Genomic DNA, 23,318 nt, shown 5'->3' on the forward strand with positions numbered 1-23,318 from the left:
TGGGCGTCCCCCCCCCCGGGGCGGGTTTCCACCCCTGTCCCCGTAACCCGGCGGGGGGCGCGGGCCCCCCGCCGGGGGCCGGGGGGGGGGGGCGGGGGGGGCCCCCCCCCCCGCGGCGGGTCATGGGACCGTCGATCATCGGCCGGTGGTCATTCCGTGGAGATCGCGGCCAACACGTTCATCCGCGAGGCCCGCAGCGCGGGCAGCAGGGCGGCGAGCAGGCCGACGACCCCGGCGCCGACGACCACCGCGGCGATCGTCCCCCACGGGATGGTCAGCACGTCGAGGCCCTGCGCGGCGAGCATGCGCTGCGCCGCGACACCCCAGCCCACCCCGAGCGCCAGCCCCAGGACCGCGCCGAACACCGCGATCACCGCCGACTCCAGGCGGATCATCCGCCTCAGCTGGATCCGCGACATGCCGATCGCCCGCAGCAGTCCGATCTCGCGCGTGCGCTCGATCACGGACAGCGCCAGGGTGTTCACCACCCCCAGGATCGCGATGATGATCGCCAACCCGAGCAGGCCGTAGACGAGCCGCAGAACGATGTTGGTCTGATCCTGCACGGTCTGCTTGTAGTCGGCCTGATCGCGCAGTTTCACCTGTGGGTAGGGCTTGAGCGCGGTCTCCAGCGCGGCCCGCACGGTCGAACTCTTCGCCCCGTCGGCGACGTTGGCCATGATCACCGAGTCGAGCAGGTCCGGGACGAGCTTGGCCAGCGTGTCCAGGCCGACCACGCCGGAGCCGGCGCTCGCGAGGCCGATGCCCTCGTCGTTGATCACCGCGCCGACGCGCAACTCGGCGGTCCGGCCGTTGGGTGTGCGCAGCGTCACCGTGCCGCCGACGCCCAGGTCGTGCTTCTTCACATAGGACTTGGGCAGCGCGATCCGACCCGGGGCGAGCCCGTCGGGCGCGGTGCCGGCGGTGTACTTCTGCTTCAGCATCGCGTCGATGCCCGGATCGGCTCCGGTCACCGTGATGGTCTCGGACGATCCGTTGAACAGCACCTTCGCTTCGGTCTCGCGCTGGCGCACCACATTGCTCACGCCGGACACCTTGCGCACCGTCTCCGCCACGTCGTGCGTGAAGTTGAGCCCGCCGTCGCTTTCCAGGGTGTAGTCGGCGCCCAGGCGCTGGTCGATCTGCTTGCCGACCGAGTCCTTCATCGACGTGGCCACCACGGACAGCGAGGCGACCAGCGCCACGCCGATCATCAGCGCGGCGGCGGTGGCGCCGGTGCGGCGCGGATTGCGCAGCGCGTTTTCCCGGCTGAGCCGGCCGACCGTGCCGAACAGGCGCGGGAACGCCCCGGCCAGCCACGGGATCACCGCGCGGGCCAGCACCGGCCCGAGCACGATGAAGCCGACCAGGGTGCCGACCAGGCCAACGGCCAGGGCGAGCCCGTGCGCCGCGTCCAGCTTGGTCGCGGAGGCGCCGACCGCCAGGCCGATCGCGCCGAGCGCGGTGACCGCGGTGCCGCCGACGGCGCGCCCGCGCAGCGACTTCGCGGGCGGCGCGCCGGCCTCGCGCAGCGCCGCCATCGGGCTGACCCGGGCCGCCCGGCGCGCGGGCAGGTAGGCGGCGACCAGGGTCACCACGACCCCCACCGTGTAGGCGATGATCGGCGTCGCGGATTTGATCACCAGCGGGGCGCCCTTGAGGTCGACCCCGAGCGACTTCATCAGCATCAACAGGCCCTGGGCCAAGCCGAGTCCGCCGAGCAGGCCCAGCGTGGAGCCGACCACCGCGAGCAGCGTCGCCTCCACCAGCACGGAGCGGTTCACGTCGGCCCGACTGGCGCCGATCGCGCGCATCAGGCCCAACTCGCGCGTGCGCTGGGCGACCAGCATCGAGAAAGTGTTGAAGATCAGGAACGTGCCGACCAGGAGCGAGACACCGGCGAAGCCGAGCAGCGCGTACTTGACCACGTCGAGCGCTTGGCCCAGGTCGGCCGAGGAGGCGTCGGCCTCCTCCGCGCGGGTCCTGACGTCGACGTCCCCGCCCAGCTTGGCGACGACCCGCGCCTTCAGCTCCTTCTGGTCCACGCCGGACTCGGCGGTCAGCGACACCGACGTCACCATGCCCGGCTTGCCGAGCAGCCGATCACGGGCGGCGGCGCCATCCAGGAACAGCATGGTCGTGCCCGGGTTGATGGTCTTGAAGTCGGCCAGGCCGACCACGGTCGCGTCGAACGCGCCGGGCGCGGCGACCACGTGCACCTTGTCGCCCAACCGCACCTTGTTGTGGTCGGCCGAGTCGCTGTCCAGGATCACCTCGCCGGGACCCTGCGGCGCCTTCCCGCGCTTGAGCACGACGGGGGACTGCTTGGTGGGGAACCAGTCGGCGGCCTGCACCTGGGGATCCGAGGTCAGCCCGACCTTCTTGCCCTTCCCGTCGACCACGATCACGTTGGTGACCGTGATGTCGGGATGCGCGTCGGCCACGCCCGGCACCGAACGGGCGGCGGCCACGATCGAGTCGGGCACGGTCGGCTGCTGGCCGCTCTTGCCGAGCCGGTCCTCCCGGAACTCCTTCTTCGGCTTGACCGTGACATCGGCCGCGGCGGTGCGCGAGAGGTCGTGAAACGTCTTGCTGATCGTGTCCGTGAACATCAGCGTGCCGGCCACGAACGCGACCGAGAGCAGGATCGCCAGCGCGGACAGGACCATGCGCGCCTTGTGGGCCAGGAAGCTGCGGAGCGTCGCCTTGAGCATGTCGACGCCTCAGTTCGCGGAGCGGGCGAAGCGCTGCATGCGCGCGAGCACCGTGTCGGAGGTCGGCGACAACATCTCGTCCACGACCCGACCGTCGGCCAGGAACAACACCCGGTCCGCGTAGGAGGCCGCGTTCGGGTCGTGGGTGACCATCACGATGGTCTGGCCCAGGTCGTAGACACTGCTGCGGAGGAAGCCCAACACCTCGGCGCCGGAGCGCGAGTCGAGGTTGCCGGTCGGCTCGTCGCCGAAGATGATCTGCGGTTTGCTCGCCAGCGCGCGGGCGCACGCGACACGTTGCTGCTGGCCGCCGGACAACTCGCTCGGTCGGTGCTTGAGCCGGTCGCGCAGGCCGACGGTCTCGATGACGGTGTCGAGCCAGGCCGGGTCGGGCTTGACCCCCGCGATGTCCATCGGGAGCGTGATGTTCTCCAGCGCGGTGAGCGTGGGCAGCAGGTTGAACGCCTGGAAGATGAAGCCGATCTGGTCCCGCCGCAGCCGGGTCAGGTCCCGGTCCTTGAGCCCGGTGATCTCGGTGTCCCCGATCCAGCTGTGGCCGGAGGTCACCGAGTCGAGGCCGGCCAGGCAGTGCATGAGGGTGGACTTGCCCGACCCGGACGGGCCCATGATCGCGGTGAACCGGCCGCGGCCGATCGCCACGTCGACCTCGTCGAGCGCGACCACGCGGGTCTCGCCCTCGCCGTACCACTTGCTCAGCGCCCGGCAACCGGCCGCATTGCCCTTGGCCCGATCCTCGTGATCGATGCGCCGGTACGCGTCGGGTTCGGCGGGCCCACCCGACGGGGAGGTCGGGGTCGGGGGGCGCCGGCGGTTTCCGGGAGACATGCGGGGTGCTCCTTGCGGTGGGGGTCCTGACTACCTCCCCAGCTTTCGCCCCGGGCGGTTGCGCCCGATAGCCGCGAACGTGGCCACCGCTGTCACTAAAGTTGCATCCAGAATTTCCTTTGTTGTCGAACGGTCTGTCGTCAACGGGACGTCCGCCGTCGAACAGTCGCCCGCCCTCACGCCGTCGACGTCAGCCGGGCCAGCACCAACCCGCCCACGATCAGCACCAGCGCCGCAATCCGTCCCGCGCTCAGCGCGTCGTGCTGGATCGTGATGCCGAGGGTGATCGCGCCGACGGTGCCGATCCCGGTGAACGCGGCGTACGCGGTGCCCACCGGCAGGTCCCGCATGGCCACCGACAGCAGATACACCGCCGTCGCGCCGAGCAGGAAGCAGATCACCGTCGGCAGCGGTTTGGTGAACCCCTCGGTCGGCTTGATGCTCTGCGACCACACGACCTCGACGAGGCCCGCCGCGAGCAGGATCAACCAGGCCATCAGTACCCCTCCACGAGTGAGCGTCCCAGCTCCGCGGCGCGCTCCAGCGCCTCCGCGTGCGAGGAACGGTGCTGCTCGAGCCGCTCGGCCAGCGCCGGGTCGACGAGCGAGTTGGTCAGTTCGGTACCGAGCACGATCGCGTCCGTGACGGCGTAGTGCCCGGTGAAGAAGTCCAGGAGATAACGCGTCTGGTGGTCGAACGGCGCCCGGGGGGTCCCCGGCAGGTAGGACCCACCGCGGGCGGAGGCGACCACGAAACGACGCGGCGCGAGCGACATCTTCGGGAAGGTGACCTGGTCGATCCACGCCTTGAGCTGCGCGGAAACGCCGAAGTTGTACATCGGCGCGCCGATCAACACGACATCCGCGGCGACCAGTTCGGCCAACAGCGGCTCGACCGTGGCCCATGCCTTGCGCTGCTCGGGCGTACGCACGGCCTGCGGGTAGTCGGCGATCGCGGTGATTCCCTCGCGCAACATCGTGTCGCAGATCTCGGTCCATGCCTGGTCGATCGGCGGGACCGGCCGCGCGGTGAGATCCCGGTAGGTGTACTCGGCGTCCGACCGCGCGCCGCGCCAGGCGTCGGCGAAGGCGGCGCCCAGGGTCCGCGAGAACGAGTCGGCGCGGGCGCTGGAGTCGAGGTGGAGCAGGCGAGGCATGGTTACTCCCGAGGTCTAAGTGGACGGACTGTCCGCTTCATTGGGGAGACCGTAACAGGCAAGCGGACATGCCGTCCACTTAACCGATCGCACCGCCCCTCGCACCGCCTCGAATAAATGGACGCGGCGTCCACTTGCTGGTTAGGGTGGGGATCATGACGAAACGCACCGACTTGCTCACCGGTCTCCCGGTCGCCGCGGACGGTGCGGCGCCGCCACGGGAACGTGCGGACGCCGCCCGCAACCGGGCCCGTGTGCTGGCCGCGGCCGAGGAGTTGTTCGCGACCGGCGATCCGGCCGAGGTCACGATGGAGGACATCGCAAGGGCGGCCGGCATCGGCCGCGGCACGCTCTACCGCCGCTATCCGGACCGGGCCTCCATCGCCCGCGCCCTCCTCGACGAACACGAGCGTGCGCTGCAACACGAAATCCTGCGCGGCGCACCGCCGTTGGGCCCGGACGAGCCGGACCCGGCGGCCCGCCTGGCGGCCTTCTACGCGGCGATGGTCGACCTCCTGGAGCGGCACGTACACCTGCTCCTGGGCGCCGAAACCGGCAGCGCCCGCTACCGGACCGGCGCATACGCGTTCTGGCACACGCACGTACGGATCCTGGCCGCGGGCACCGCAGACCCGACAACCCTCGCCGACGTGCTTCTCGCCCCACTGGCCCCGGAGCTGTACCGCCGCCAGCGCGACCAGCACATCGAACCCGCGCGGATCAAGGCGACACTGGCGGCCTTGGCGGACGCGATGTTGCGGGCGGCTCCGGGGGAGGGGTCGGCGGCGACGTAGCCGGGTGAATCCGCGCCCGATCCGGTGTCGACGTGCTTGGGCGGCGGCTGGTGGGGGAGCCCGGGGCGTGAGGTGGGCGGGGGTGAGCGGACGGTGGCGCCGGTGGTTGAGGGGCTGCGGGTGAGCGGGCGGCCGGTGAACGGGTTGTGGGGACCGGTGGGTGTGGGTGGTGAGCGCCGCAGGTGGTTCGGGGTGGTGGGCGCCGGAGGGTGGGCGGGCGGTAGGTGTCGGGGGTGGTTGGGGATCGAACGCCCGGGGTTGCGGTTGGCGTTGGGGGCCGTGGCTGGTTCGCTGCGGTGGAGGGCCCGCGTCGGTAATGTCGTACCGGCCGGTCCGGTGGGGTCCGTGAAGCGGAGGGGTGCGCATGTCGGTGACGCTCTCGAAGGGCGGCAACTGCCCGCTGGCGGTGGCCGCCGTGGTGGTGGAGGTCGCCTTCGCGGCGCCGGTGGACGTATCGGCGCTGCTGCTCGCCGGGACCGGAAAGGTGCGCTCCGACGCCGACTTCGTCTTCTACAACCAGCCGAACGGACCCGGTGTCCGGTATCTGGCGGCCGGCCCCGGTCGACCGGCCGCGGTGCACGTGGACACCGCCGCGGTGCAGGCCGACGTACAGACGATCATGGTGACGCTGAGCCTGGACGGCGGCCCGGGCGCACCGGTCACCTTCGGCGGCACCACCCCGCCCACCGCGACCGTGCGCGACCCGTCCGGCGAGGCGCTGGTCACGTTCACCCCGAGCGGCCTGGGCCGCGAGACCGCGCTGGTGCTGCTCGAGCTGTACCGGCGCGGCGGCGTGTGGAAGGTGCGCGCGGTCGGCCAGGGATACGCCAATGGACTTGCGGGCATCGCCACCGACTTCGGCGTCTCCGTCGACGACGACCCGGCCCCGCCGCCGCCCACCCGCCCGCAGCCGGCGCCGCCCACCCGCCCCGAGCCCCCGGCGTACGACGACGCCCCGACCGCGCCGGTCGCCCCGCTGCTTCCTCACGAGCCGCCCAGGCCCGCGCCGATCCCGCCGCCGATCCCCCGCCGCCCGGTGACGACGCCGCCCCCGCCGCCCCCGCCGCCGGCCCCCGTCGAGGCCCGTACCGCCCCCCTGCCCACCGGCACCGGCACCCGCACCCGCACCGACACCCCGATCAACCTCGACAAGGGCCGCGTCAGCCTGCGCAAGGACCAGTCGGTGTCGTTGGTCAAGACCGGCGCACCGCCGCTGACCCGGGTGCGCATGGGACTGGGCTGGGACCCGGCCAAGTCCGGCGGCAGCATCGACCTGGACGCCTCCTGCATCGCCTTCGACGCGCACGGCCGGAAGGTGGTCGCGGTCTGGTTCATGAAACTGTCCGGCCTGGGCGGCGCGATCAAGCACACCGGCGACAACCTGACCGGCGAGGGCGAGGGCGACGACGAGTCGATCGTGGTCCGCCTCGACGCACTCCCCCCGCACGTCACCGGCCTCGTCTTCACCGTGAACTCGTTCCTGGGCCAGAAGTTCACCGAGGTCTCGCGCGCCTTCTGCCGCCTGGTCGACGACACCACCGACACCGAACTGGTGCGCTTCGAGTTGTCCGGCTCCGAACCGCGCACGGGTGTGCTGATGTGCAAGCTGGTCCGCGAGGGGCCGATCTGGACGATGACCGCGCTGGGCCGATTCGCCGACGGCCGCACCGTACGCAAGCTGGTGGACCCGGCCCGCGAGGCGCTGGAGCTGTGACCGACGGCGGCCCGTCCGGGCCTCAACTCGGGCAGCGTTCCCCGTACTTCACCACGCCCACCCCCACCGTGTCCGGCACCGGCTGCCCTTCGGCCGGTCGCTGGGTACAGACGACCCAGTGCGTCTCGATCAGCACCGGTCGCCCGCCGCCGAGGTCGTCCACGTCGACGTGGGCGTCACCGCGCAGGCCGCGCCGGACGACGATGACGCTGCGCCCGACCAGGTTCGGCATCCGGCCGTCGACCACCTTGGGCTCGGCGGTCGGCGCCGCGCCGGTGGGGCACTTCTCGTCGTGCCGGACCACGCCCAACTCGACCCGGAGTCCCTTGTCCAGCGGCCCCGGATCGGGACTTTGGTCGCACACCTTCCAACTGCTGAAAATGAACTGCCGCCGCCCCCGCCCGCTCGCGTCGTGCGAGGTGACGAACCGGTAGCCGGCCCTGCGCGCACCGTCCCACGCCTCCTGCAGGTCCGCGCCGACCAGATCGGGCAGCACATTCCTCGGCACGGACGACAGCTTCGTCGCCCGAGGACTCGCGGACGCCGCTCGGCTCGAAACCGCCGGGGTACTCGGGGACGCCCGAGGGGGCGCCGAAGGGGGCGTCAAAGGGGACGCCGAAGGAGACGCCTCCGCCACCGCGCCGACCGGGGCCCCCTCGCCCGACGCCGGACCGGTCGCGGCCGGCCCGTCGCGATGAGCCGGACCCACGGCCACCAGCACGGCCAGCACCGTGCCGAGCACCGCGAGCAGCTTCGGGTTCTGCCACCACTTCATCCGTCCACGATGCGACCGGTCCGCGCCGAACGGGAGGAATTCGGCCGCCGATCACCTGTCCGTGTGGTTCGTCCGGGCATCCGCCCCCGGATCGTCGCCCGGCTCGGCCCCCGGCTCGACGCCCGCCTCGCGTACCGCGAACCCGGTCGCCTGCCGAACCATCTCGGCCCGGGACGGCCCGGGCGCGCCGATCACGATTCGCGTGGCCAGCCCGTCGAGCAGCGCGTGCAGGCGCAACACGTACCCGTCGGGATCCGGGTGCGGCGCGATCATCGCCCGCAGATCGGCGATCCACGGGCCCTCGATCTCCACGCTCGCGGCCAGCACGTCCGGGTCGGCCAGGGAGCGCGTCCACACCTCCAGCCACAACGTCCAGCGCGGGTCGGCGCGCTCGTCGGGCAGGTACAGGTCGATGTAGCCGGCCAGCCGCTCGGCGCGCGGCACCTCGGTCGCACCCAGCAGGGCCCGTCGCCGCTCGGCGAATCCCTGTTCGCTCCAGCGCAGCGTCTCGACCAGGAGTTGTTCCTTGGACCCGAAGTAGTAGGCGACATGGCCGCCGCTGATCCCGATCCGTTTGCCCAGGCCCGCCATGGTCAGCTGCGCCAGCCCGTGCTCGGCGATCGCGCCCATCGCGGCCTGGAGCACCACCTCCCTGGGCTGCTCCAGCCGTTTGCGCCGTGTCCCCGCCATGCTCAGCACCCCTGGTTCGTTCGACGGCGGACCTCGCCTGCCGCCATGTTAGAACGTCGTTCAATACCGCGCCCGGCGAACCGACGCCGCCATACTGGCGGGAGCCGGTGACGCGACCGGAGCCGGTTCCCGGTCCGCGATCCCGGCGTCCGCGCCCACGTCCGACGAGAGGACCCACCGTGGCACCCCAGCCGCTCACCGACGCCGAACTGACCAAGGCCCTCGCCGACCTCCCGGGCTGGCAGGTCGCCGACGACGAACTGACCGCGACGTACGCCTGCGCCCGCGCCGATGTACCCGCCTTCTACGCGACCGTCGCCGCCGCCGAGGACCAGGCGAACCACCACGCCCGGATCACCATCCTCTACGGCACCCTGACCTTCGCCCTGACCACCCACGACGCCGGCGACCGAATCACGGCCGCCGACACGGATTTCGCCACCCGAATCGCCGCCTTCGCAGCCGCACACGGCGCGACGCTCAAGACCTGACCCGACCGCCCGGCGGGGGCGGGAGGCCGAGGGCCGAGGGGCCGGGGTCGACCCACCACGGCGGGCCCGGCGCCCCGAACCGCTCCATTCCGGTCCGATCCCGCCCCGTCCCTGCCCTGTCCCGGTCCCTTCCCTGCCCCACCCGGTCCGCCCGCCCGCCGGGCCACGCAGCCTTCACTCCACGCTTCCTGGCCGTTCATCCGCGCGTCCCGCACGCCGCCTAGCCTCCGACCATGAGCACCGACGCACCGGCGTCCCACCCCGTCCCGGCCACCCTTCGCGGGTGGCTCCTCCCGTTCGCCGGAGCGACCTCGGCTGGCTGGCTGATCGGGACGTACGCGATCCGCGCCGCCGCCCTGGGCTCGTGCGACGACTTCGGACAACGCGGCTGCACCGGGGACGACTTCGGGCCGTCCCTGATCGGCCTGTCCGGCCTGCTGCTGGTGCTCGCGCTGATCGCGGGCGCGGTCGCCGCCGGCGCCGGTCGGCGCGGCATACCCGCCTTCGCGGGCGCCCTCCTCTACGCGGGCGGGATAGCAACGCTGGCCGCGCTCACCGAACCCGCGACCGACGCCGGCTGGTACATACCGACCGTCACCACCGTCGCCCTGGCCATACTCCTGCTCGCCCTCGCCGCATTCGGCGCCGGCGAGCGCGGCCACTCCACCACCACCCCGCCCCCGAAGCCGACCGAACCGCCCACCACTTCGGACGAACCCGCAGCCGCCCCCGGCAACACACCAGCGCGGCCACGGCACTGACCGCCGGCCGGCCACGCGCCGACCGGACGCTCGCCGCAGTGCCCGTCAGGCCCTCGGCTGCTGCTGCGTGATGCAGTGGATGCCGCCGCCGTTGGCGAAGATGTCGCGGGCGTCCACGAGTTCGATGGCGCGGCCCGGGAACAGCTTGCCGAAGGTCGCGGCGTTCTCCTCGTCCCGCGGGTCGTCGAACGCGCACAGGATCACCGCGCCGTTGGCCACATAGTGGTTGATGTAGCTGAAGTCGACCCAGTCGTCGTGGGCTTCGAGCACCGTCGGCGCCGGGATCTCGACCACCTCGAGCGAACGCCCCTTCGCATCGGTGGCCGCGCGCAGCAGAGCCGCGTTCTCCTTGCCCACCTCGTGGTCCGGGTGCGCCGGATCGGGCTGCACGTGCACGAGGACCAAGCCCGGTCGGGCGAACGACGCGACGATGTCGATGTGGCCCCGGGTGCCGTACAGGCCGTAGTCGCGGGTGAGTCCGCGCGGCAGCCAAATCACCTTCCGCACCCCGAGGAACGCCTTCAGCTCGGCCTCGACCTGCTCCCTGGTCCACCCGGGGTTGCGGCCCTCGTCGAGTTGCACGGTCTCGGTGATCAGCACCGTTCCCTCGCCGTCGACGTGGATGCCGCCACCCTCGTTGACCATCCGCGACGCGTAACGACGTACGCCGGCCGCCTCGATCACATGCTCCGCGATGTGCCGGTCGTGCTCCCACGAGGCCCACTCCTGGGCGCCCCACCCGTTGAACACCCAGTCGGCGGCGGCAATGCCACCTCGCCCGTCGGTCAGGAAGGTCGGCCCGATGTCGCGCATCCACGCGTCGTCGAGCGGCTTCTCCAGCACGGTCAGCGGCCGGTCGACATAGCGCGCCACGGTGTCCGACTCACCGAGGTCGGTGATCAGCGTGACCGGCTCGTAGCGGGCGATCGTCGCGGCCACCCGGCCCCACGCGGCGCGCGCGGTGTGCAGGTCCTCCTCGGCGAAGGTCTCGTTGCGGCTGGGCCAGGCCATCCAGGTGCGCTCGTGCGGCACCCACTCCGCCGGCATCGAAAAGCCGTCGGCGACGGGGGTGTTCGTCATGTCATTGCTTCTTTCGTCCTTCGTCGGGAACCACGGGACCTACGACCGCTACAGGAAATACAGCCGGTTCAACGACACCGATTCGGCGGCCTCCGACATCACGGGCTCGCCGTCCATCGTCACCAGACCGGTGTCCGCGGCGACCCGGACCTCCGCCAGGCGGTTGTTGTGGATCATCGCCGCGGGGCCGATTCCCCGAGTGCCCCGTACGCCCACCCGGCGCCGCCGGGTCGGCATCAGGTCGCCGCCCGTGGCCGCCGCGGCCTGCGAGGTGAACGCCACCGACAACTCGGCCGGCGCCGCCCCGTGCGCGCCGAACTGCGGGCCCAGGACCAGCGGTTCGCAGTTGTCGGTGGAGGCGTTCGGATCGCCCACCACGCCGTACGCCGGGAATCCGCTCTTGAGCACCAACTGCGGCTTCGCGCCGAACCATTGCGGCTGCCACAACACGATGTCGGCCATCTTGCCCACCTCGATCGAGCCGACCTCGTGCGCGAGGCCGTGCGCGATCGCCGGGTTGATGGTGAGCTTGGCGATATAGCGCATGACCCGTGCGTTGTCGTGCCGTTCGTGCTCGGCGCCGCGCTCCAGCTTCATCTTCCCGGCCATCGCGAACGTCCGCCGCACGGTCTCCCCCGCACGCCCCATGCCCTGCGCGTCCGACGAGGTGATCGGGATGACCCCGAGGTCGTGCAGTACGTCCTCGGCGCCCATCGTCCCGGCCCGAATGCGGTCCCGGGCCATCGCGGCGTCGCCCGGCAGGTCGGTCTTGAGCCCGTGCGCGGAGACGATCATGCCGAAGTGCTCGCCGAGCGCGTCCCGCCCGAAGGGCAGCGTCGGGTTGGTCGAAGAGCCGATCACGTTGGCCACCCCGGCCATCCGCATCACGTTCGGCACGTGGCCGCCGCCGCAACCCTCGATGTGGTACGCGTGGATCGTGCGCCCGTCCAGCACGGAGAGCGTGTCGTCCACGGACAGGCACTCGTTGAGGCCGTCGGTGTGCAACGCGACCTGTACGTCGTGGTCTTCGGCCACCCGCAACGCGGTGTCCAGGGCTCGGGCGTGCGCGCCCATGTCCTCGTGCACCTTGAAGCCGGACGCCCCGCCCTCGATCAACGCCTCGTCCAGCGGCCCCCGACCCGACGACGAACCGCGGGCCAGGAAGGCGATGTTGACCGGCCAGGCATCGAACGCCGCGAACGCGTTCCGCAGCGCCCACGGCGAGTTCACCCCGACACCCCAGACCGGCCCGAACTCCTGGCCGACCAGCGTGGTCACCCCGGAGGCCAGCGACGCCTCCATGATCCGCGGCGAAAGCAGGTGCACGTGCGTGTCGATCGCGCCGGCGGTGGCGATCAGCCCCTCGCCGCTGACGATCGTGGTGCCGGTGCCGACGACCACCTCGACGCCGTCCTGGGTGTCCGGGTTGCCGGCCCGCCCGATCGAGGCGATCCGCCCCTCGCGAATGCCGATCGAAACCTTGCGAATGCCCTGGATCGCATCGATCACCACGACGTTGGAGATCACCACGTCGCAGGTGTCGCGCACCGGAATCGCCCGCAGATGCAGCCCGTCCCGGGCGGTCTTGCCGAAGCCCGCGAGAAACTCGTCACCCGGCAGCGCCGAGTCGTGCTCGATCTCGATCACCAGCCCGGAATCCCCGAGCCGCATCCGATCCCCGGCCCGCGGCCCGTACGTGGACGCGTAGTCACGCGGATCCATCACATCACCACCGCCACTCACAGCGCACCCCGCTCCCCACCGTCGCCGAAACCCCACGTCACATCGGAGCCCGCCGCATCCCCGGAACCCGCCGCCGGATCCAACCCGGAGCCCGAAGCCGCGCCGCCGACAGGCTCCGCACCCAGATACCCGCACGCGTGCGCCCGACGCAGCGCCTCCTCACGCGCACCCGGCGCGTCCAACGGCCCGTCCACCAGCCCCGCGAAGCCGATCGCGACCCGCGCGCCGGCGATCGGCACCAGCCGTACCTCGACCGTCGCGCCCGGATCGAACCGCACGGTGGAACCGGCCGGGATGGCCAACCGACGGCCGTACCCCACCGCCCGGTCGAAGCGCAGGCGCGGGTTGGTCTCGAAGAAGTGGAAGTGCGAGGTGACGCTGATCGGCACCTCGGACGTATTGGTCACCGGCACGAAGACCAAGTCGGCGTCCACGTACGGGTCGACCGCGGGCCCACCGGGAATCACCGCCCCCGGCGCGTCGTCCCCCAACGAGCCGGGCCCGGACACCGGCGCCGCGACCGCCCCCGAGCGCGAACCGTGCCCGTGACAGTGCACCTCACCCGCACCGACCGGCCGACCCTCGCCGGAGCGAAACGGGTCGGTCACCACGGCCAGTCGCGTCGCGTCGTCGAACACCGCCTCGACCTTGACGTCGGCCAACACGTCCACCACCCCGGGCAACACGTCGGCGACACCGAGCACCGACCGCCCGGCCTCGATGGCGTCGGCGAGCCGCGCCCCGTCCCGAGCCGCCTCACACACCGTGTCCGCGATCAACGCGGCTGCCTCGGGCACGTTCAAAAGCAGCCCCCGGGCACGCCGCGCCCGGGCCAACTCGGCGGCTGTGAAGATCAGCAACCGATCCCGCTCGGTGGGCGTCAGCCGCATACGAACCTCCGTATTGAATGCCGTTCAATCCAGATTGAACGGCATTCAATACAACGGTGTCAACGCCCCGCGCCCGACGCCGACGCCACGGCTCCCGCCCCGACACCACGGCCCCCCACCCCGGCCGCAACGACCGGCGGCCCGCGGGGTCAGTTCCCCAGGCGGGCGGCCAGGCCGTCCAAGAGGAGTCGCAGGCCCGTGTCGAAGCCGCGGGTGTTGAGGGTGTCGCGGTCGCCGGCGGCCAGGGAACGGGCCAGTGACGGGTACTCGGCCCCGTACTCCTCGGCCGGCCGGGTGAAGCCCTCCTCGTACGTCTCGATCACCGACCCGACCACGAGGTAGTCGAGCGCCGCCGAGAATTCGGCCGCCTCCGCCGCGGGGAGGCCGATCCGGATCAGCGTGCGGGCGACGGCGTCGTAGGCCGACAGGGCCTGCTCCGTGGACACCGGTCGGCGGGCGATCACCGGGAGCGCGTCGGGGTGGCGCAGGTACGCGGCGCGGTAGCCGCGAGCGAAGGCGGTGATGCCGACCCGCCAGTCCGGGTCGTCCAGCGGGGCGCGGTCTATCTCCCTCGTGATCACCACGGTGATCGCGTCGAGCAGTTCCTCCTTCGACGACACGTGGTTGTACAGCGACGGCCCCCGCACGTCCAACCGGCCGGCCAGCGCCCGCATGGTGAGCGCGCCCATGCCGTGTTCGTCGACGAGATCCACCGCCGCACGGGCGATCAGTTCCCGATCGAGTTTGGGGCGGTTGGGTCGACCCATCGTGCGCTCACCTCGTGCCGTTCGCGAGCGCCGTCGTCGGTCACTCCGCGTCGCCAACCTAGCCGGAATCGACCTCTTCCCCTGCACCCGGCCGGAAGCTATGGTCCTCAAACTAACTAAGTAAGTTTTATTCGCTCCCGTTGCGAGGTCCCGATGAACCACGGCACTTCTCGCCCACCGACCCCCACCGGCAAGGCGCCCGACCGCGACGCCGCACGGCTCGGCGAGCTGGGCTACGAGCAGGAGCTCAAGCGCGGTCTCGGCGTGCTGGGCAACCTCGCCATCGGCTTCGCGACGGTCTCCCCCGTGGTGGGCCTGTACGCCGTCGTCCAGGTCGGCGCCACCGTCGCCGGCCCCGCCTGGGTGTGGGTGCTCCTGGTGGCGCTGCTCGGCCAGGCGCTGCTGATGTGCGTGTACTCCGAGCTGGCCTCGCAGTATCCGATCGCCGGCGGCGCCTATCAGTGGGCCCGTCGCCTGCTCGGACCCACCTACGCGTGGCTCGCCGGATGGGTGGCGCTGTGCGCGGTGGTGTTCGCCAACACCACGATCGTCTATCTCGGCGCACCCTGGTTCTTCGCCCTGTTCGATGCCGAGCCCACGCCCGGCCGAATCGTCGCGGTGGCCGCGATCTTCCTGCTCTGCTGTACCGCCGTCAACGTGCTCGGCATCGACGTACTGCGCCTCGTCCTCGCCGCCGGCATCGCGGCCGAGGCGGTGGCCTCACTCGGCGTGGGTCTGGCGCTACTGCTGCTCTTCCGGGAGAACGGGTTCGGCATCCTCACCGAGACGATGGGCGCGCAGGCACTGTCCGGGGGCTCGACCCCCTCGGCCCTGCTCACCGTGCTCGCGGTCGGCGGCTGGGCGTTCATCGGCTTCGACGCGTGCGTGGCCTCCTCCGAGGAGACCAGGGACGCCGCCCGGCAGGTGCCCCGCGCGATCTGGTGGACGCTGACCAGCGTCGGCGGCCTGGTCGTACTCAACGCCGTCGCCGTGCAGTTGGCCCATCCCGACCCGGCCAAGGTGGTGCACGGCGAGGACTTGGACCCGGTCACCACCGCGGTGGTGAACTCGTTCGGCTCGTGGTCGGCCAAACCCTTCGTCGTGGTGGTGATCATCGCCTTCATCGCGTGCGCGCTCGCCTCCCAGGCGTCCGCCGCCCGCGCGGTGTACTCGGTCTCCCGCGACGACGTACTGCCCGCCTCCCGCGCACTGCGAAAGATCAACCGGCGCCAGGCCCCGGTGGGCGCGCTGCTGATCACCTCCGCGATCAGCTGCTCGGCCCTGCTGCTCGCGCTGGACAGCTCCGCGATCGGCAGTCTGATCACCTTCGGCAGCGCCGCCATCTATCTCCAGTTCCTGCTGATCGCGGTGGCCGCGCTGATCGCCCGACTGCGCGGCACCTGGACGCCCGCGGGACTGGTCCGGCTCGGCCGGTGGGGCACCCCGCTGAATGTGCTCGCCGTCGCCTGGCTGGCCTTCGAATTCGTCAACATCGCCTGGCCGCGCAGGATCCTCGCGCCGCCGGACGCCCCCGCCTACCAGGTGTGGGCCGCCGTCATCGGCATCGCCGGCGTGCTCGGCACCGGCGTGCTGTACCTGCTGATCAAGCGCCCCCAGGACAGGGTGCGGATCAGCGCGAGCTTCGCCGACGGCGGCACCGACCCCCAACCCTCGACCCCCGTGGAGAGCACCGTATGACCACCGCCGACCTCGTCGTCCCGGACGCGCACGTACTGACCATGGATCGGGACCGACCGGTCACGGACGCGATCGCCGTCCGGAACGGGGTGATCGTCGCGCTCGGTGCCGACGCCCGGGCGCTGATCGGCCCGCGTACCGAGGTGGTCGAGGCGACCGGACACACCGTCACTCCCGGCCTGACGGATTGTCACCAGCACTCCGTGATGGGCGCCGGCAGCACCCGCGGGGCCGACCTGGTCGGCGCCGTCACCCTGGCCGAGGTGCAGCGCCGCCTCGCCGAACAGGCCGCGCCGTGCGGTCCGCACGACTGGGTGGTCGGTTTCGGCGGCGAGTACGCGGCGTTCGCCGGTCGGGCCATCCACCGCGACCTGATCGACGCCGCCGTGGCCGGTCGGCCCGCGTTCGTCTGGATGGCGGACAGCCACACCGCGCTGCTGAGCACGGCCGCGCTGCGCCTGGCCGGGCTGACCGGGCCGCGCGAGTTCGCGGACCGGAGCGAAATCGTGTGCGACGAGCGCGGTCCGACCGGCGAGTTGCACGAGATGACCGCGTGCTTCCTGGGCCATCGCGCGGTGCCGCCGATGCCGCGCGGCGAAATCCTGTCCCGGGTCGAGGAATTGTTCGCCGAGCAGAACCGACACGGGGTCACCGGCGTACACATCCTGGACGACGCACCGGGCACGGTCGACACGCTCGCGGGCCTCGACGCCGAGCGGCGGTTGAGCATGCGGGTACACCTCGCGCCGTGGTGTCCGCCGGGCGAGGTGGACAACCTGGCCCGGCGGATCGGCGAACTGCGGTCCCTCGGCAGGCCGGACGGGCTGGTCAGGCTCGCCGCGATCAAGTTCTTCGCCGACGGTGCGATCGACGGCGGCGGCGCGTGGCTGCACGAGCCGGACTGCTGCGGCCAGTCGCACCGCTCCCAGTGGAAGGACTTCGACCGCTACGCCGAGGCGGTCGCCATCGCCGCCCACGCGGGCCTGCCGGCCTGGACACACGCGATCGGCGACCGGGCGGTGGCCCGCGCCCTGGACGTATACGCCGAGCACACCGCGCCGTTCGGCACCCGGCATCGCATCGAGCACGCCGAGGTGTTGAGCGACGCCGACGTACCGCGCTTCGCCGCGCTTGACGTGGTGGCGTCGATGCAACCGACGCACATGGACTGGTCGTTGCCGGACCACTCCGACAACTGGTCGCGCCGGGTGGGCCCGGAGCGGGCCGCCCGGGCCTGGCGCTGCGCGGACATCCTGGCCGCCGGCGGGCACGTCGCGCTCGGCTCGGACTGGCCGGTCGCCGCGTTCGACCCGCGGCGCACCCTGGCCGGTGCCCAACTGCGGCGCCCGGCGGGCGAGATCGACCGCGTCGCGTACGGGGCCTCGGCCGGCCTCACCGCCCGCCAGGCCCTGGCCGGCTACACCACGCAGGCGGCCTACGCGGCGGGCGAGGAGAGAGTGGCCGGCCGGATCGCCGTCGGCTGCCGGGCCGACCTGACCGTATTCGGCGGCGACCCGCTGACCTGCCCACCCGACGACCTACCGGAACTCCCCGTCACCGCGACGGTGGTCGCGGGCCGCGTCGTACACCGGGCGTAGCCCCTCGAAGCACCCCACGCGGCCGACCCGACCCGGCCCGACCGTCCCCGGTCGGGCCGGCTCGTCCGCGCCCTCACCGCCCCTCGAACGGCCACTCCCCCGCGTCCAGTTCGCGCCGCTCATACGCCGCCACGATCTCCTTCTCCGCGGCGTCCCGCCCCTCCCAGTGCGAACCCTCCACCGATTTGCCGCGTTCGAGGTCCTTGTACACCTCGAAGAAGTGCGCGATCTCGTTCAATTGGAAGGCCGGCACATCGGCGATGTCCTGTATCGCGTGCCGCCGCGGATCGCGGGCGGGTACACACAACACCTTCTCGTCCGGACCGTTCTCGTCGCTCATCACGAACATCCCGACCGTGCGACAACGAATCACACAGCCCGGGAAGGTCGGTTCATCCAGCAGCACCAGCACGTCGAGCGGGCCGCCGTCGCCGCCCAGGGTGCGATGTACGAAGCCGTAGTCGGCGGGATAGGCGGTGGACGTGAACAACATGCGGTCGAGCCTGACGCGTCCCGTGCGGCGATCCATCTCGTACTTGTTCCGACTGCCCGCAGGAATTTCCACAACGACGTCGAACTCCACGACGGCTCCTTAGCGGCTATGGATCAAGACCCGATATGCGCGGCATTCCGTATTCCCGACGTACCGTCCGAGGACTTTCCCACGTCACCGGGCCGTTACGCACGTGAAGCACGGGACAACCGACCCATTCGAAGTGCCGCGACCACCCGATCGCCGAGACACTTGACTCGGTCAACTAAGTAAGGTTTCCTGTCCATCGAACCCGAGACCGCATCCACCCCACCCCGTCACCAGGAGCACCCGTGATCCGGATCGAGGACGCCGACCGCGTCCGGACCCTCACCCTCGACCGTCCCGAGGCGCTGAACGCGTTCAACGAGGCGCTGTACGACGCGACCGCCGACGCGCTCATCGAGGCCGCCGCCGACCCCGCGGTGGCCGTCGTGGTGCTCACCGGCGCGGGTCGGGCCTTCTCGGCGGGGACCGACCTGATCGAGATGGCGCAGCTCAACAGCGGCACCAAGATCAAGGGCCGACACGGCTTCGGCGGCATGGTCGATCACATCCAGGCGTTCCCCAAGCCGTTCCTGGTCGCGGTCAACGGACTCGGGCTCGGCATCGGGGCGACCGTCCTGGGCTTCGCCGATCTCGCCTTCATGGCCGACACCGCCCGGCTCAAGTGCCCGTTCACCTCACTCGCGGTCGCCCCGGAGGCGGGCAGCAGCGCGACCTTCCCGCAGCTGATCGGCCGGCAGAACGCGATGTGGGCGCTGCTGAGCAGCGAGTGGCTGAGCGCCGCGGAGTGCCTGGAGATGGGTCTGGTATTCAAGGTCTGTCCGGCCGACGAGCTGATGGCGGTGACCATGCGGCACGCCCGGATCCTGGCCGCCAAGTCGATCCCGTCGCTGATCGAGGCCAAGCGCACCGTCCTGGACGGCCTCGGGGACACGATCGCCCGGGCCCGCCGCCGCGAGGACGCGGCCTTCGGCCGACTGCTCGGCAGCCCCGCCAACATCGAGGCGCTGACCGCCTTCGCCGAGCGCCGCGAGCCCGACTTCGCCGCGATCGACGCCCGGGAGGCGTGAGGGGGCAACGCCGAGGCCGAGACGGGCGCTCGAACATCGAGGGGTTGTCCGGGTTTGCCGGGAACGATGTGGGCTAGGCCATACTGACCGTCCGCACGCCCGTTCCCGTCCCCAGGATCAGCGCCAACCATGAGCAACCCAGACACCCCGGACACCTCGGGAACCACAGGCACCACGAACACCGCAGGCCAGGCCGCCCCACCCGCCCCCGCCGGTACCCATCACCTCGGCCACGCCCTCAAGCCCCGCCACATGACCATGCTCGCGCTCGGCGGCGCGATCGGCGCGGGCCTGTTCGTCGGCACCGGCGCCGGCATCCACACCGCCGGCCCCGGCATCCTGATCTCCTACGCGCTGGCCTCGGTGCTGGTGTTGCTGGTGATGCGGATGCTCGGCGAGATGGCCGCGGCCGTCCCGCGCAGCGGCTCGTTCTCCGAATACGCCGGAGCCGCGTTCGGGCGGTGGGCCGGTTTCACCGTCGGCTGGCTGTACTGGTGGATGGTCACCATCGTGCTCGCCGTCGAGGCGTCGGGAGCGGCGGCGATCGCGCACGGGTGGGTGCCGGGTGTACCGATCTGGGTCTTCTCGCTGGTGATCATGCTGGTGTTCACCGGCGCGAACCTGCTCACGGTGCGGTCCTTCGGCGAGACCGAGTTCTGGTTCGCGACGGTCAAGGTCTCGGCCATCGTCGGCTTCCTGGTGCTGGGTGTGCTGGCCATCGTGGGATGGCTGCCGGACACCGATCCCCCGGGGCTCGACAACCTCACCGGCAACGGCGGCTTCCTGCCCAACGGCTGGGACGGGGTGATCGCCGGCCTGCTCGCGGTCGCCTTCTCCTTCGGCGGCCTGGAGATCGTCACCATCGCCGCCGCCGAGTCGGACGACCCCACCCGCAACGTGGCCCGCGCGGTGCGCACGGCGGTCTGGCGCATCCTGCTGTTCTACATCGGCTCGGTGGCGGTCATCGCCACGCTGCTCCCGTGGGACTCGGACCGGCTGGGCAGCCCGTACGTGTCCGTCCTGGAGGACATCGGCATCCCGGGCGCGGCCCACGTGATGGACGTCGTGGTGTTCACCGCACTGCTGTCCGCGCTGAACTCGATGTTGTACGGCGCGTCCCGAATGGCCTTCTCGCTGTCCCGGCGCGGCGAGGGTCCGCGCGGGTTGTCCCGGCTCGCCGGCAACGGGGTGCCGCGGACGGCGGTGCTGGCCTCCTCGGCGTTCGGCTTCCTCGCCGCGCTGCTCAACGTGTGGTGGCCCGAGCAGGTGTTCAAGCACCTGCTGAACTCGGTCGGCGCGATGTTGCTCTTCGTCTGGTTCGCCATCGCCGCCGCGCAGCTGGTGTTGCGCCGGCGGATGGAGCGTGAGGATCCGGAGCGGCTGATCGTCCGGATGTGGGGCTTTCCGTATCTGACCTGGTTCGTGATGCTCGCGCTCGCGGCGGTGTCGATCCTGATGTTGTTCGACGCCGACGCCCGGCCACAGCTGTTGTCCTCGGTCGTGGTGGTGGCCGTGGTCCTCGGCTTCGCCCTGGTCCGCGAGGCGCGGCGGCGCGATCTGCGCAGGCGGGCCGGGGGCCGCTTCTGAGCCGGCCCGCCGCTCACAGCCCGGCCCGCGCCAGCGCCCGCAGGTGCTCGCTGGTGGGGCACCAGTTGGAGCGCAGTTCGTCGGTCGGCCAGCCGGCCAGGGTCGCGCTCGCGGCGAAGTTGGACTGGAGGTAGCCGAGCAGGGTGCGGCGCGGGTCCTCGGCCAGGCGGACCACGTCGTATTCCAACGTGGAGCGCGAACCGTCCGGCAGCCAGACCGCCTCGCGCGGGGACAGTGGTTGCCGTTCGACACCGTCCGGTTTGGGCGCGGCATACGAGTAGTAGGCGGGATAGGTGACGGTCGGGTCGCCCGCCCAGAAGCCGAACGAGATCACCTCGTGCGAGTACGCCTCGGCGGTGACCGGGTCGACCCCGCTCATCGGCGGATCGACCCGCTTGCCGGAGAAGCGGGTGAGCGCAAGGTCGAAGGAGTGCCAGAACAGCTGGACCGGCGAGCTCTTGCCGTCGAACCAACCCATGAACTCCTCGAACACGTCCGCCGACCAGGTCAGGACGCGCCAGAACCGCTGCGCGTACTCGGCCTGATAGGTGCAGTGCCCGGTGTCCTCGCGAAACGGCGTGGTCAGGTGCGGCACCCCGAAGGGTTTCTCCAGCAGCGGTACGTCGATCCCGAGGTCGGCGAGCACGCCGTGGACGGCGAGGTCGAACGCGGCCACGCTCAGCCCGTCCACGAGCGCGATCTCGCGCACCTCGCCGCGATCGGTACGAAAGACCACGCGGTGGTCGATGAAGTCGAACGCGATGTCGAACGCGATCCCGACCACGTTCAACCGGCGGGTGGTCAGGCCGCGGGCGTCGACCGTGAAGGTGATGTTCCACCAGTGATTCTGCGGATGGCTCGCGGCCAACTTCACCTTGCCCACGATCTGCGCGAACAGGTGCAGTGTGTCCAGGGTGTCCTCCCATGCCGCATAAGGGAGTTCGGGCAGGTCGGGACGGGGTTCGGGGGATCCGGAGGGGTTCGCGCGGTTGCTCGAAGCGATGGCCATGTACCGATTCTCGCCGCCTTGCGGCCCGTGCGTCCCGTTATGCTCCGCCGTCCGGGCCCGCGCGCACGACGCGCGACACGGTTCGGCGACACCCCCCGAACGGGCGAGTGCGGTCGACGCGTACCCTGCGTGCGACAACATCCCTTCCACCTGTACAGGGGCACTCGTGCGCGTTGTCGTCGCCGGAGCCGGCATCGGTGGGCTGGCCACCGCCCTGAGTCTGCACGCGGCGGGTATCGCCGACGTGACCGTGTACGAGGCGGTCGAGGAGATCCGCCCGCACGGCGTCGGGATCGACCTGCCACCACCCGCCGTTCGCGAACTGGCCGCGCTGGGCCTGTACGACGACCTCGCCGAGATCTCGGTGGCCACCACCGAACTGGTCCACCACGACCGTCTCGGCGGCCGGATCCACACCGAGCCGCGCGGCCTGGCCGCCGGGCACGCCTGGCCACACCTGTCGGTCCATCGCGGCGAGTTGCAGATGCTCCTGGTGCGCGCCCAACTGGCCTGGCTGGGCGCCGAGTCGCTGCGCACCGGCCTGCGGCTGAGCGGATACGCGCAGACCGCGGCCGGGGTCACGGTCGAACTGACCGACCGGGACGGGAACATCGTCACCGACGAGGCCGACGTGCTGATCGCGGCCGACGGGATCGACTCGGCCGGGCGGGCGCTGATGTATCCCGGCGAGGGGCCGCCGTCCTGGCACGGCCGGGTGCAGTGGCGCGGGATCTCGCCCGCGCCGGACCTGCTCACCGGCCACACCACGATCGTCGCCGGGGACGGCGTGCAGACCTTCGTCGCGCACCCGCTGCGGGCGGCCGAGGGGGAGCGGCCCGCGCTGCTGAACTGGGTCGCCGAGCGCCCGTCGGTCGGTCCGCCGCCCGAGCGCGGCGACTGGCGGCGGCCGGCCGAACCGGACACGGTGGTGGGCTATTTCGCCGACTGGGAGTTCGACTGGCTGGACGTGCCGGCGGTGATCGCCGACGCGGACGTGGCGTACGAGTACCCGCTGATCGACCGCGAGCCGCTGCCGAGTTGGTCGGACGGGCGGGTGACCCTGCTCGGCGACGCCGCGCACGCGACCTTCCCCAGGGGCGCCCACGGCGCGGCGCAGGCGATCCTGGACGCGGCGGTGCTCGCGCACGAATTGGCCGCACACGCGGACCCGATCGACGCGCTCGCCCGGTACGAGGAGCGGCGCCGACCGGTGACGACGGCGCTCCAGGCGGCGAATCGTGCACCCGGCCCGGGCCTCCTGCTCACGCTCGCGCACGAGCGCGAGCCCGAGGGGTTCGCCGATCTCGACGCGGTGATCACGCCCGACGAGCAGGCGGAACTCGCGGCGTTGGAGCGGGAGATCGGCGCGGCGAACCGGGACACATCGGGCTGATCCG

21 protein-coding genes are annotated in these 23,318 nt (G+C 71.6%); 9 read left to right on the forward strand and 12 right to left on the reverse strand.

Translation table 11 applies throughout. The annotated features are described in order from the left end of the window. Window positions 1-149: 149 nt before the first annotated feature. The 4 genes from ACWGR4_RS21260 to ACWGR4_RS21275 all read right to left on the reverse strand — a co-directional run bounded on the left by ACWGR4_RS21260 (window position 150) and on the right by ACWGR4_RS21275 (window position 4,716). Window positions 150-2,714: an ABC transporter permease gene (locus ACWGR4_RS21260; protein WP_452131571.1), complete on the reverse strand. Its 2,565-nt coding sequence runs from the start codon at window positions 2,712-2,714 to the stop codon at window positions 150-152. A 9-nt stretch (window positions 2,715-2,723) separates the two neighbouring features. Then, complete coding sequence (locus tag ACWGR4_RS21265; protein ID WP_452131570.1) at window positions 2,724-3,560, reverse strand: ABC transporter ATP-binding protein; 837 nt, start codon at window positions 3,558-3,560, stop codon at window positions 2,724-2,726. A gap of 176 nt (window positions 3,561-3,736) precedes the next feature. Then, window positions 3,737-4,057 carry a DMT family transporter gene (locus ACWGR4_RS21270; protein ID WP_380008206.1) on the reverse strand — a complete coding sequence of 107 codons (321 nt, stop codon included), beginning with the start codon at window positions 4,055-4,057 and terminating at the stop codon, window positions 3,737-3,739. Further along, window positions 4,057-4,716: an FMN-dependent NADH-azoreductase gene (locus tag ACWGR4_RS21275; RefSeq protein WP_380008209.1), complete on the reverse strand. Its 660-nt coding sequence runs from the start codon at window positions 4,714-4,716 to the stop codon at window positions 4,057-4,059. Before ACWGR4_RS21275 ends, ACWGR4_RS21270 begins: the two co-directional genes overlap by 1 nt. 155 nt (window positions 4,717-4,871) lie before the next feature. Between ACWGR4_RS21275 and ACWGR4_RS21280 the strand changes: the two genes are divergently transcribed. Both ACWGR4_RS21280 and ACWGR4_RS21285 read left to right on the forward strand, forming a co-directional pair. Then, window positions 4,872-5,510, forward strand: coding sequence for a TetR/AcrR family transcriptional regulator (locus ACWGR4_RS21280; protein ID WP_452131569.1), 639 nt, complete (start codon window positions 4,872-4,874; stop codon window positions 5,508-5,510). A 364-nt stretch (window positions 5,511-5,874) separates the two neighbouring features. Then, window positions 5,875-7,224: a TerD family protein gene (locus ACWGR4_RS21285; protein WP_452131568.1), complete on the forward strand. Its 1,350-nt coding sequence runs from the start codon at window positions 5,875-5,877 to the stop codon at window positions 7,222-7,224. 22 nt (window positions 7,225-7,246) lie between these two features. On the opposite strand, the gene ACWGR4_RS21290 is transcribed toward ACWGR4_RS21285, so the two are convergent. Both ACWGR4_RS21290 and ACWGR4_RS21295 read right to left on the reverse strand, forming a co-directional pair. Further along, window positions 7,247-7,732 carry a PASTA domain-containing protein gene (locus tag ACWGR4_RS21290; protein WP_452131567.1) on the reverse strand — a complete coding sequence of 162 codons (486 nt, stop codon included), beginning with the start codon at window positions 7,730-7,732 and terminating at the stop codon, window positions 7,247-7,249. Between the two features lie 318 nt (window positions 7,733-8,050). Continuing rightward, window positions 8,051-8,689, reverse strand: coding sequence for a TetR/AcrR family transcriptional regulator (locus ACWGR4_RS21295; RefSeq protein WP_452131566.1), 639 nt, complete (start codon window positions 8,687-8,689; stop codon window positions 8,051-8,053). Window positions 8,690-8,868: 179 nt separating this feature from the next. Between ACWGR4_RS21295 and ACWGR4_RS21300 the strand changes: the two genes are divergently transcribed. Both ACWGR4_RS21300 and ACWGR4_RS21305 read left to right on the forward strand, forming a co-directional pair. Beyond that, window positions 8,869-9,180, forward strand: a complete 312-nt coding sequence (locus ACWGR4_RS21300) for a 4a-hydroxytetrahydrobiopterin dehydratase (protein WP_380008224.1) — start codon at window positions 8,869-8,871, stop codon at window positions 9,178-9,180. A 233-nt stretch (window positions 9,181-9,413) separates the two neighbouring features. Beyond that, on the forward strand, window positions 9,414-9,941 hold the full coding sequence (locus ACWGR4_RS21305; protein ID WP_452131565.1) for a hypothetical protein: 528 nt from the start codon (window positions 9,414-9,416) through the stop codon (window positions 9,939-9,941). Between the two features lie 45 nt (window positions 9,942-9,986). Here ACWGR4_RS21305 and ACWGR4_RS21310 read toward each other — a convergent pair whose 3' ends face one another. From ACWGR4_RS21310 to ACWGR4_RS21325, 4 genes are all read right to left on the reverse strand, one after another. Further along, window positions 9,987-11,021 (reverse strand): agmatine deiminase family protein, encoded by a 1,035-nt coding sequence (locus ACWGR4_RS21310; protein WP_380008230.1) that lies wholly within the window; start codon window positions 11,019-11,021, stop codon window positions 9,987-9,989. Between the two features lie 48 nt (window positions 11,022-11,069). Beyond that, window positions 11,070-12,743, reverse strand: coding sequence for an urease subunit alpha (locus tag ACWGR4_RS21315; RefSeq protein WP_380008233.1), 1,674 nt, complete (start codon window positions 12,741-12,743; stop codon window positions 11,070-11,072). A gap of 17 nt (window positions 12,744-12,760) precedes the next feature. Beyond that, window positions 12,761-13,654, reverse strand: coding sequence for an urease subunit gamma (gene ureA / locus ACWGR4_RS21320; protein ID WP_452131564.1), 894 nt, complete (start codon window positions 13,652-13,654; stop codon window positions 12,761-12,763). 149 nt (window positions 13,655-13,803) lie between these two features. Further along, entirely contained in the window at window positions 13,804-14,421 is a 618-nt protein-coding gene (locus ACWGR4_RS21325; protein WP_452131563.1) for a TetR/AcrR family transcriptional regulator C-terminal domain-containing protein, read from the reverse strand. A 153-nt stretch (window positions 14,422-14,574) separates the two neighbouring features. Between ACWGR4_RS21325 and ACWGR4_RS21330 the strand changes: the two genes are divergently transcribed. Then, window positions 14,575-16,119 carry an APC family permease gene (locus ACWGR4_RS21330; RefSeq protein WP_452131562.1) on the forward strand — a complete coding sequence of 515 codons (1,545 nt, stop codon included), beginning with the start codon at window positions 14,575-14,577 and terminating at the stop codon, window positions 16,117-16,119. Beyond that, window positions 16,116-17,717, forward strand: a complete 1,602-nt coding sequence (locus ACWGR4_RS21335; RefSeq protein ID WP_452131561.1) for an amidohydrolase — start codon at window positions 16,116-16,118, stop codon at window positions 17,715-17,717. The genes ACWGR4_RS21330 and ACWGR4_RS21335 overlap by 4 nt, the downstream gene beginning before the upstream one ends. Window positions 17,718-17,790: 73 nt before the next feature. On the opposite strand, the gene ACWGR4_RS21340 is transcribed toward ACWGR4_RS21335, so the two are convergent. After that, entirely contained in the window at window positions 17,791-18,300 is a 510-nt protein-coding gene (locus ACWGR4_RS21340; protein ID WP_380008247.1) for an inorganic diphosphatase, read from the reverse strand. A 242-nt stretch (window positions 18,301-18,542) separates the two neighbouring features. Here ACWGR4_RS21340 and ACWGR4_RS21345 point away from each other — a divergent pair, with 242 nt between their 5' ends. Both ACWGR4_RS21345 and ACWGR4_RS21350 read left to right on the forward strand, forming a co-directional pair. Then, a complete protein-coding gene (locus ACWGR4_RS21345; RefSeq protein WP_452131560.1) occupies window positions 18,543-19,325 on the forward strand; it encodes an enoyl-CoA hydratase/isomerase family protein in 783 nt (260 codons plus the stop codon). Window positions 19,326-19,454: 129 nt separating this feature from the next. Beyond that, on the forward strand, window positions 19,455-20,912 hold the full coding sequence (locus ACWGR4_RS21350) for an amino acid permease (RefSeq protein ID WP_452131559.1): 1,458 nt from the start codon (window positions 19,455-19,457) through the stop codon (window positions 20,910-20,912). A 13-nt stretch (window positions 20,913-20,925) separates the two neighbouring features. Here the strand turns inward: ACWGR4_RS21350 and ACWGR4_RS21355 are convergent, their stop codons facing one another. Beyond that, a complete protein-coding gene (locus ACWGR4_RS21355) occupies window positions 20,926-21,921 on the reverse strand; it encodes a DUF5996 family protein (RefSeq protein ID WP_452131558.1) in 996 nt (331 codons plus the stop codon). Window positions 21,922-22,087: 166 nt separating this feature from the next. Here ACWGR4_RS21355 and ACWGR4_RS21360 point away from each other — a divergent pair, with 166 nt between their 5' ends. Then, window positions 22,088-23,314, forward strand: a complete 1,227-nt coding sequence (locus ACWGR4_RS21360; protein ID WP_452131557.1) for an FAD-dependent monooxygenase — start codon at window positions 22,088-22,090, stop codon at window positions 23,312-23,314. The last annotated feature ends 4 nt before the right edge of the window (window positions 23,315-23,318 follow it).

The organism is Embleya sp. NPDC055664, from assembly GCF_053618075.1.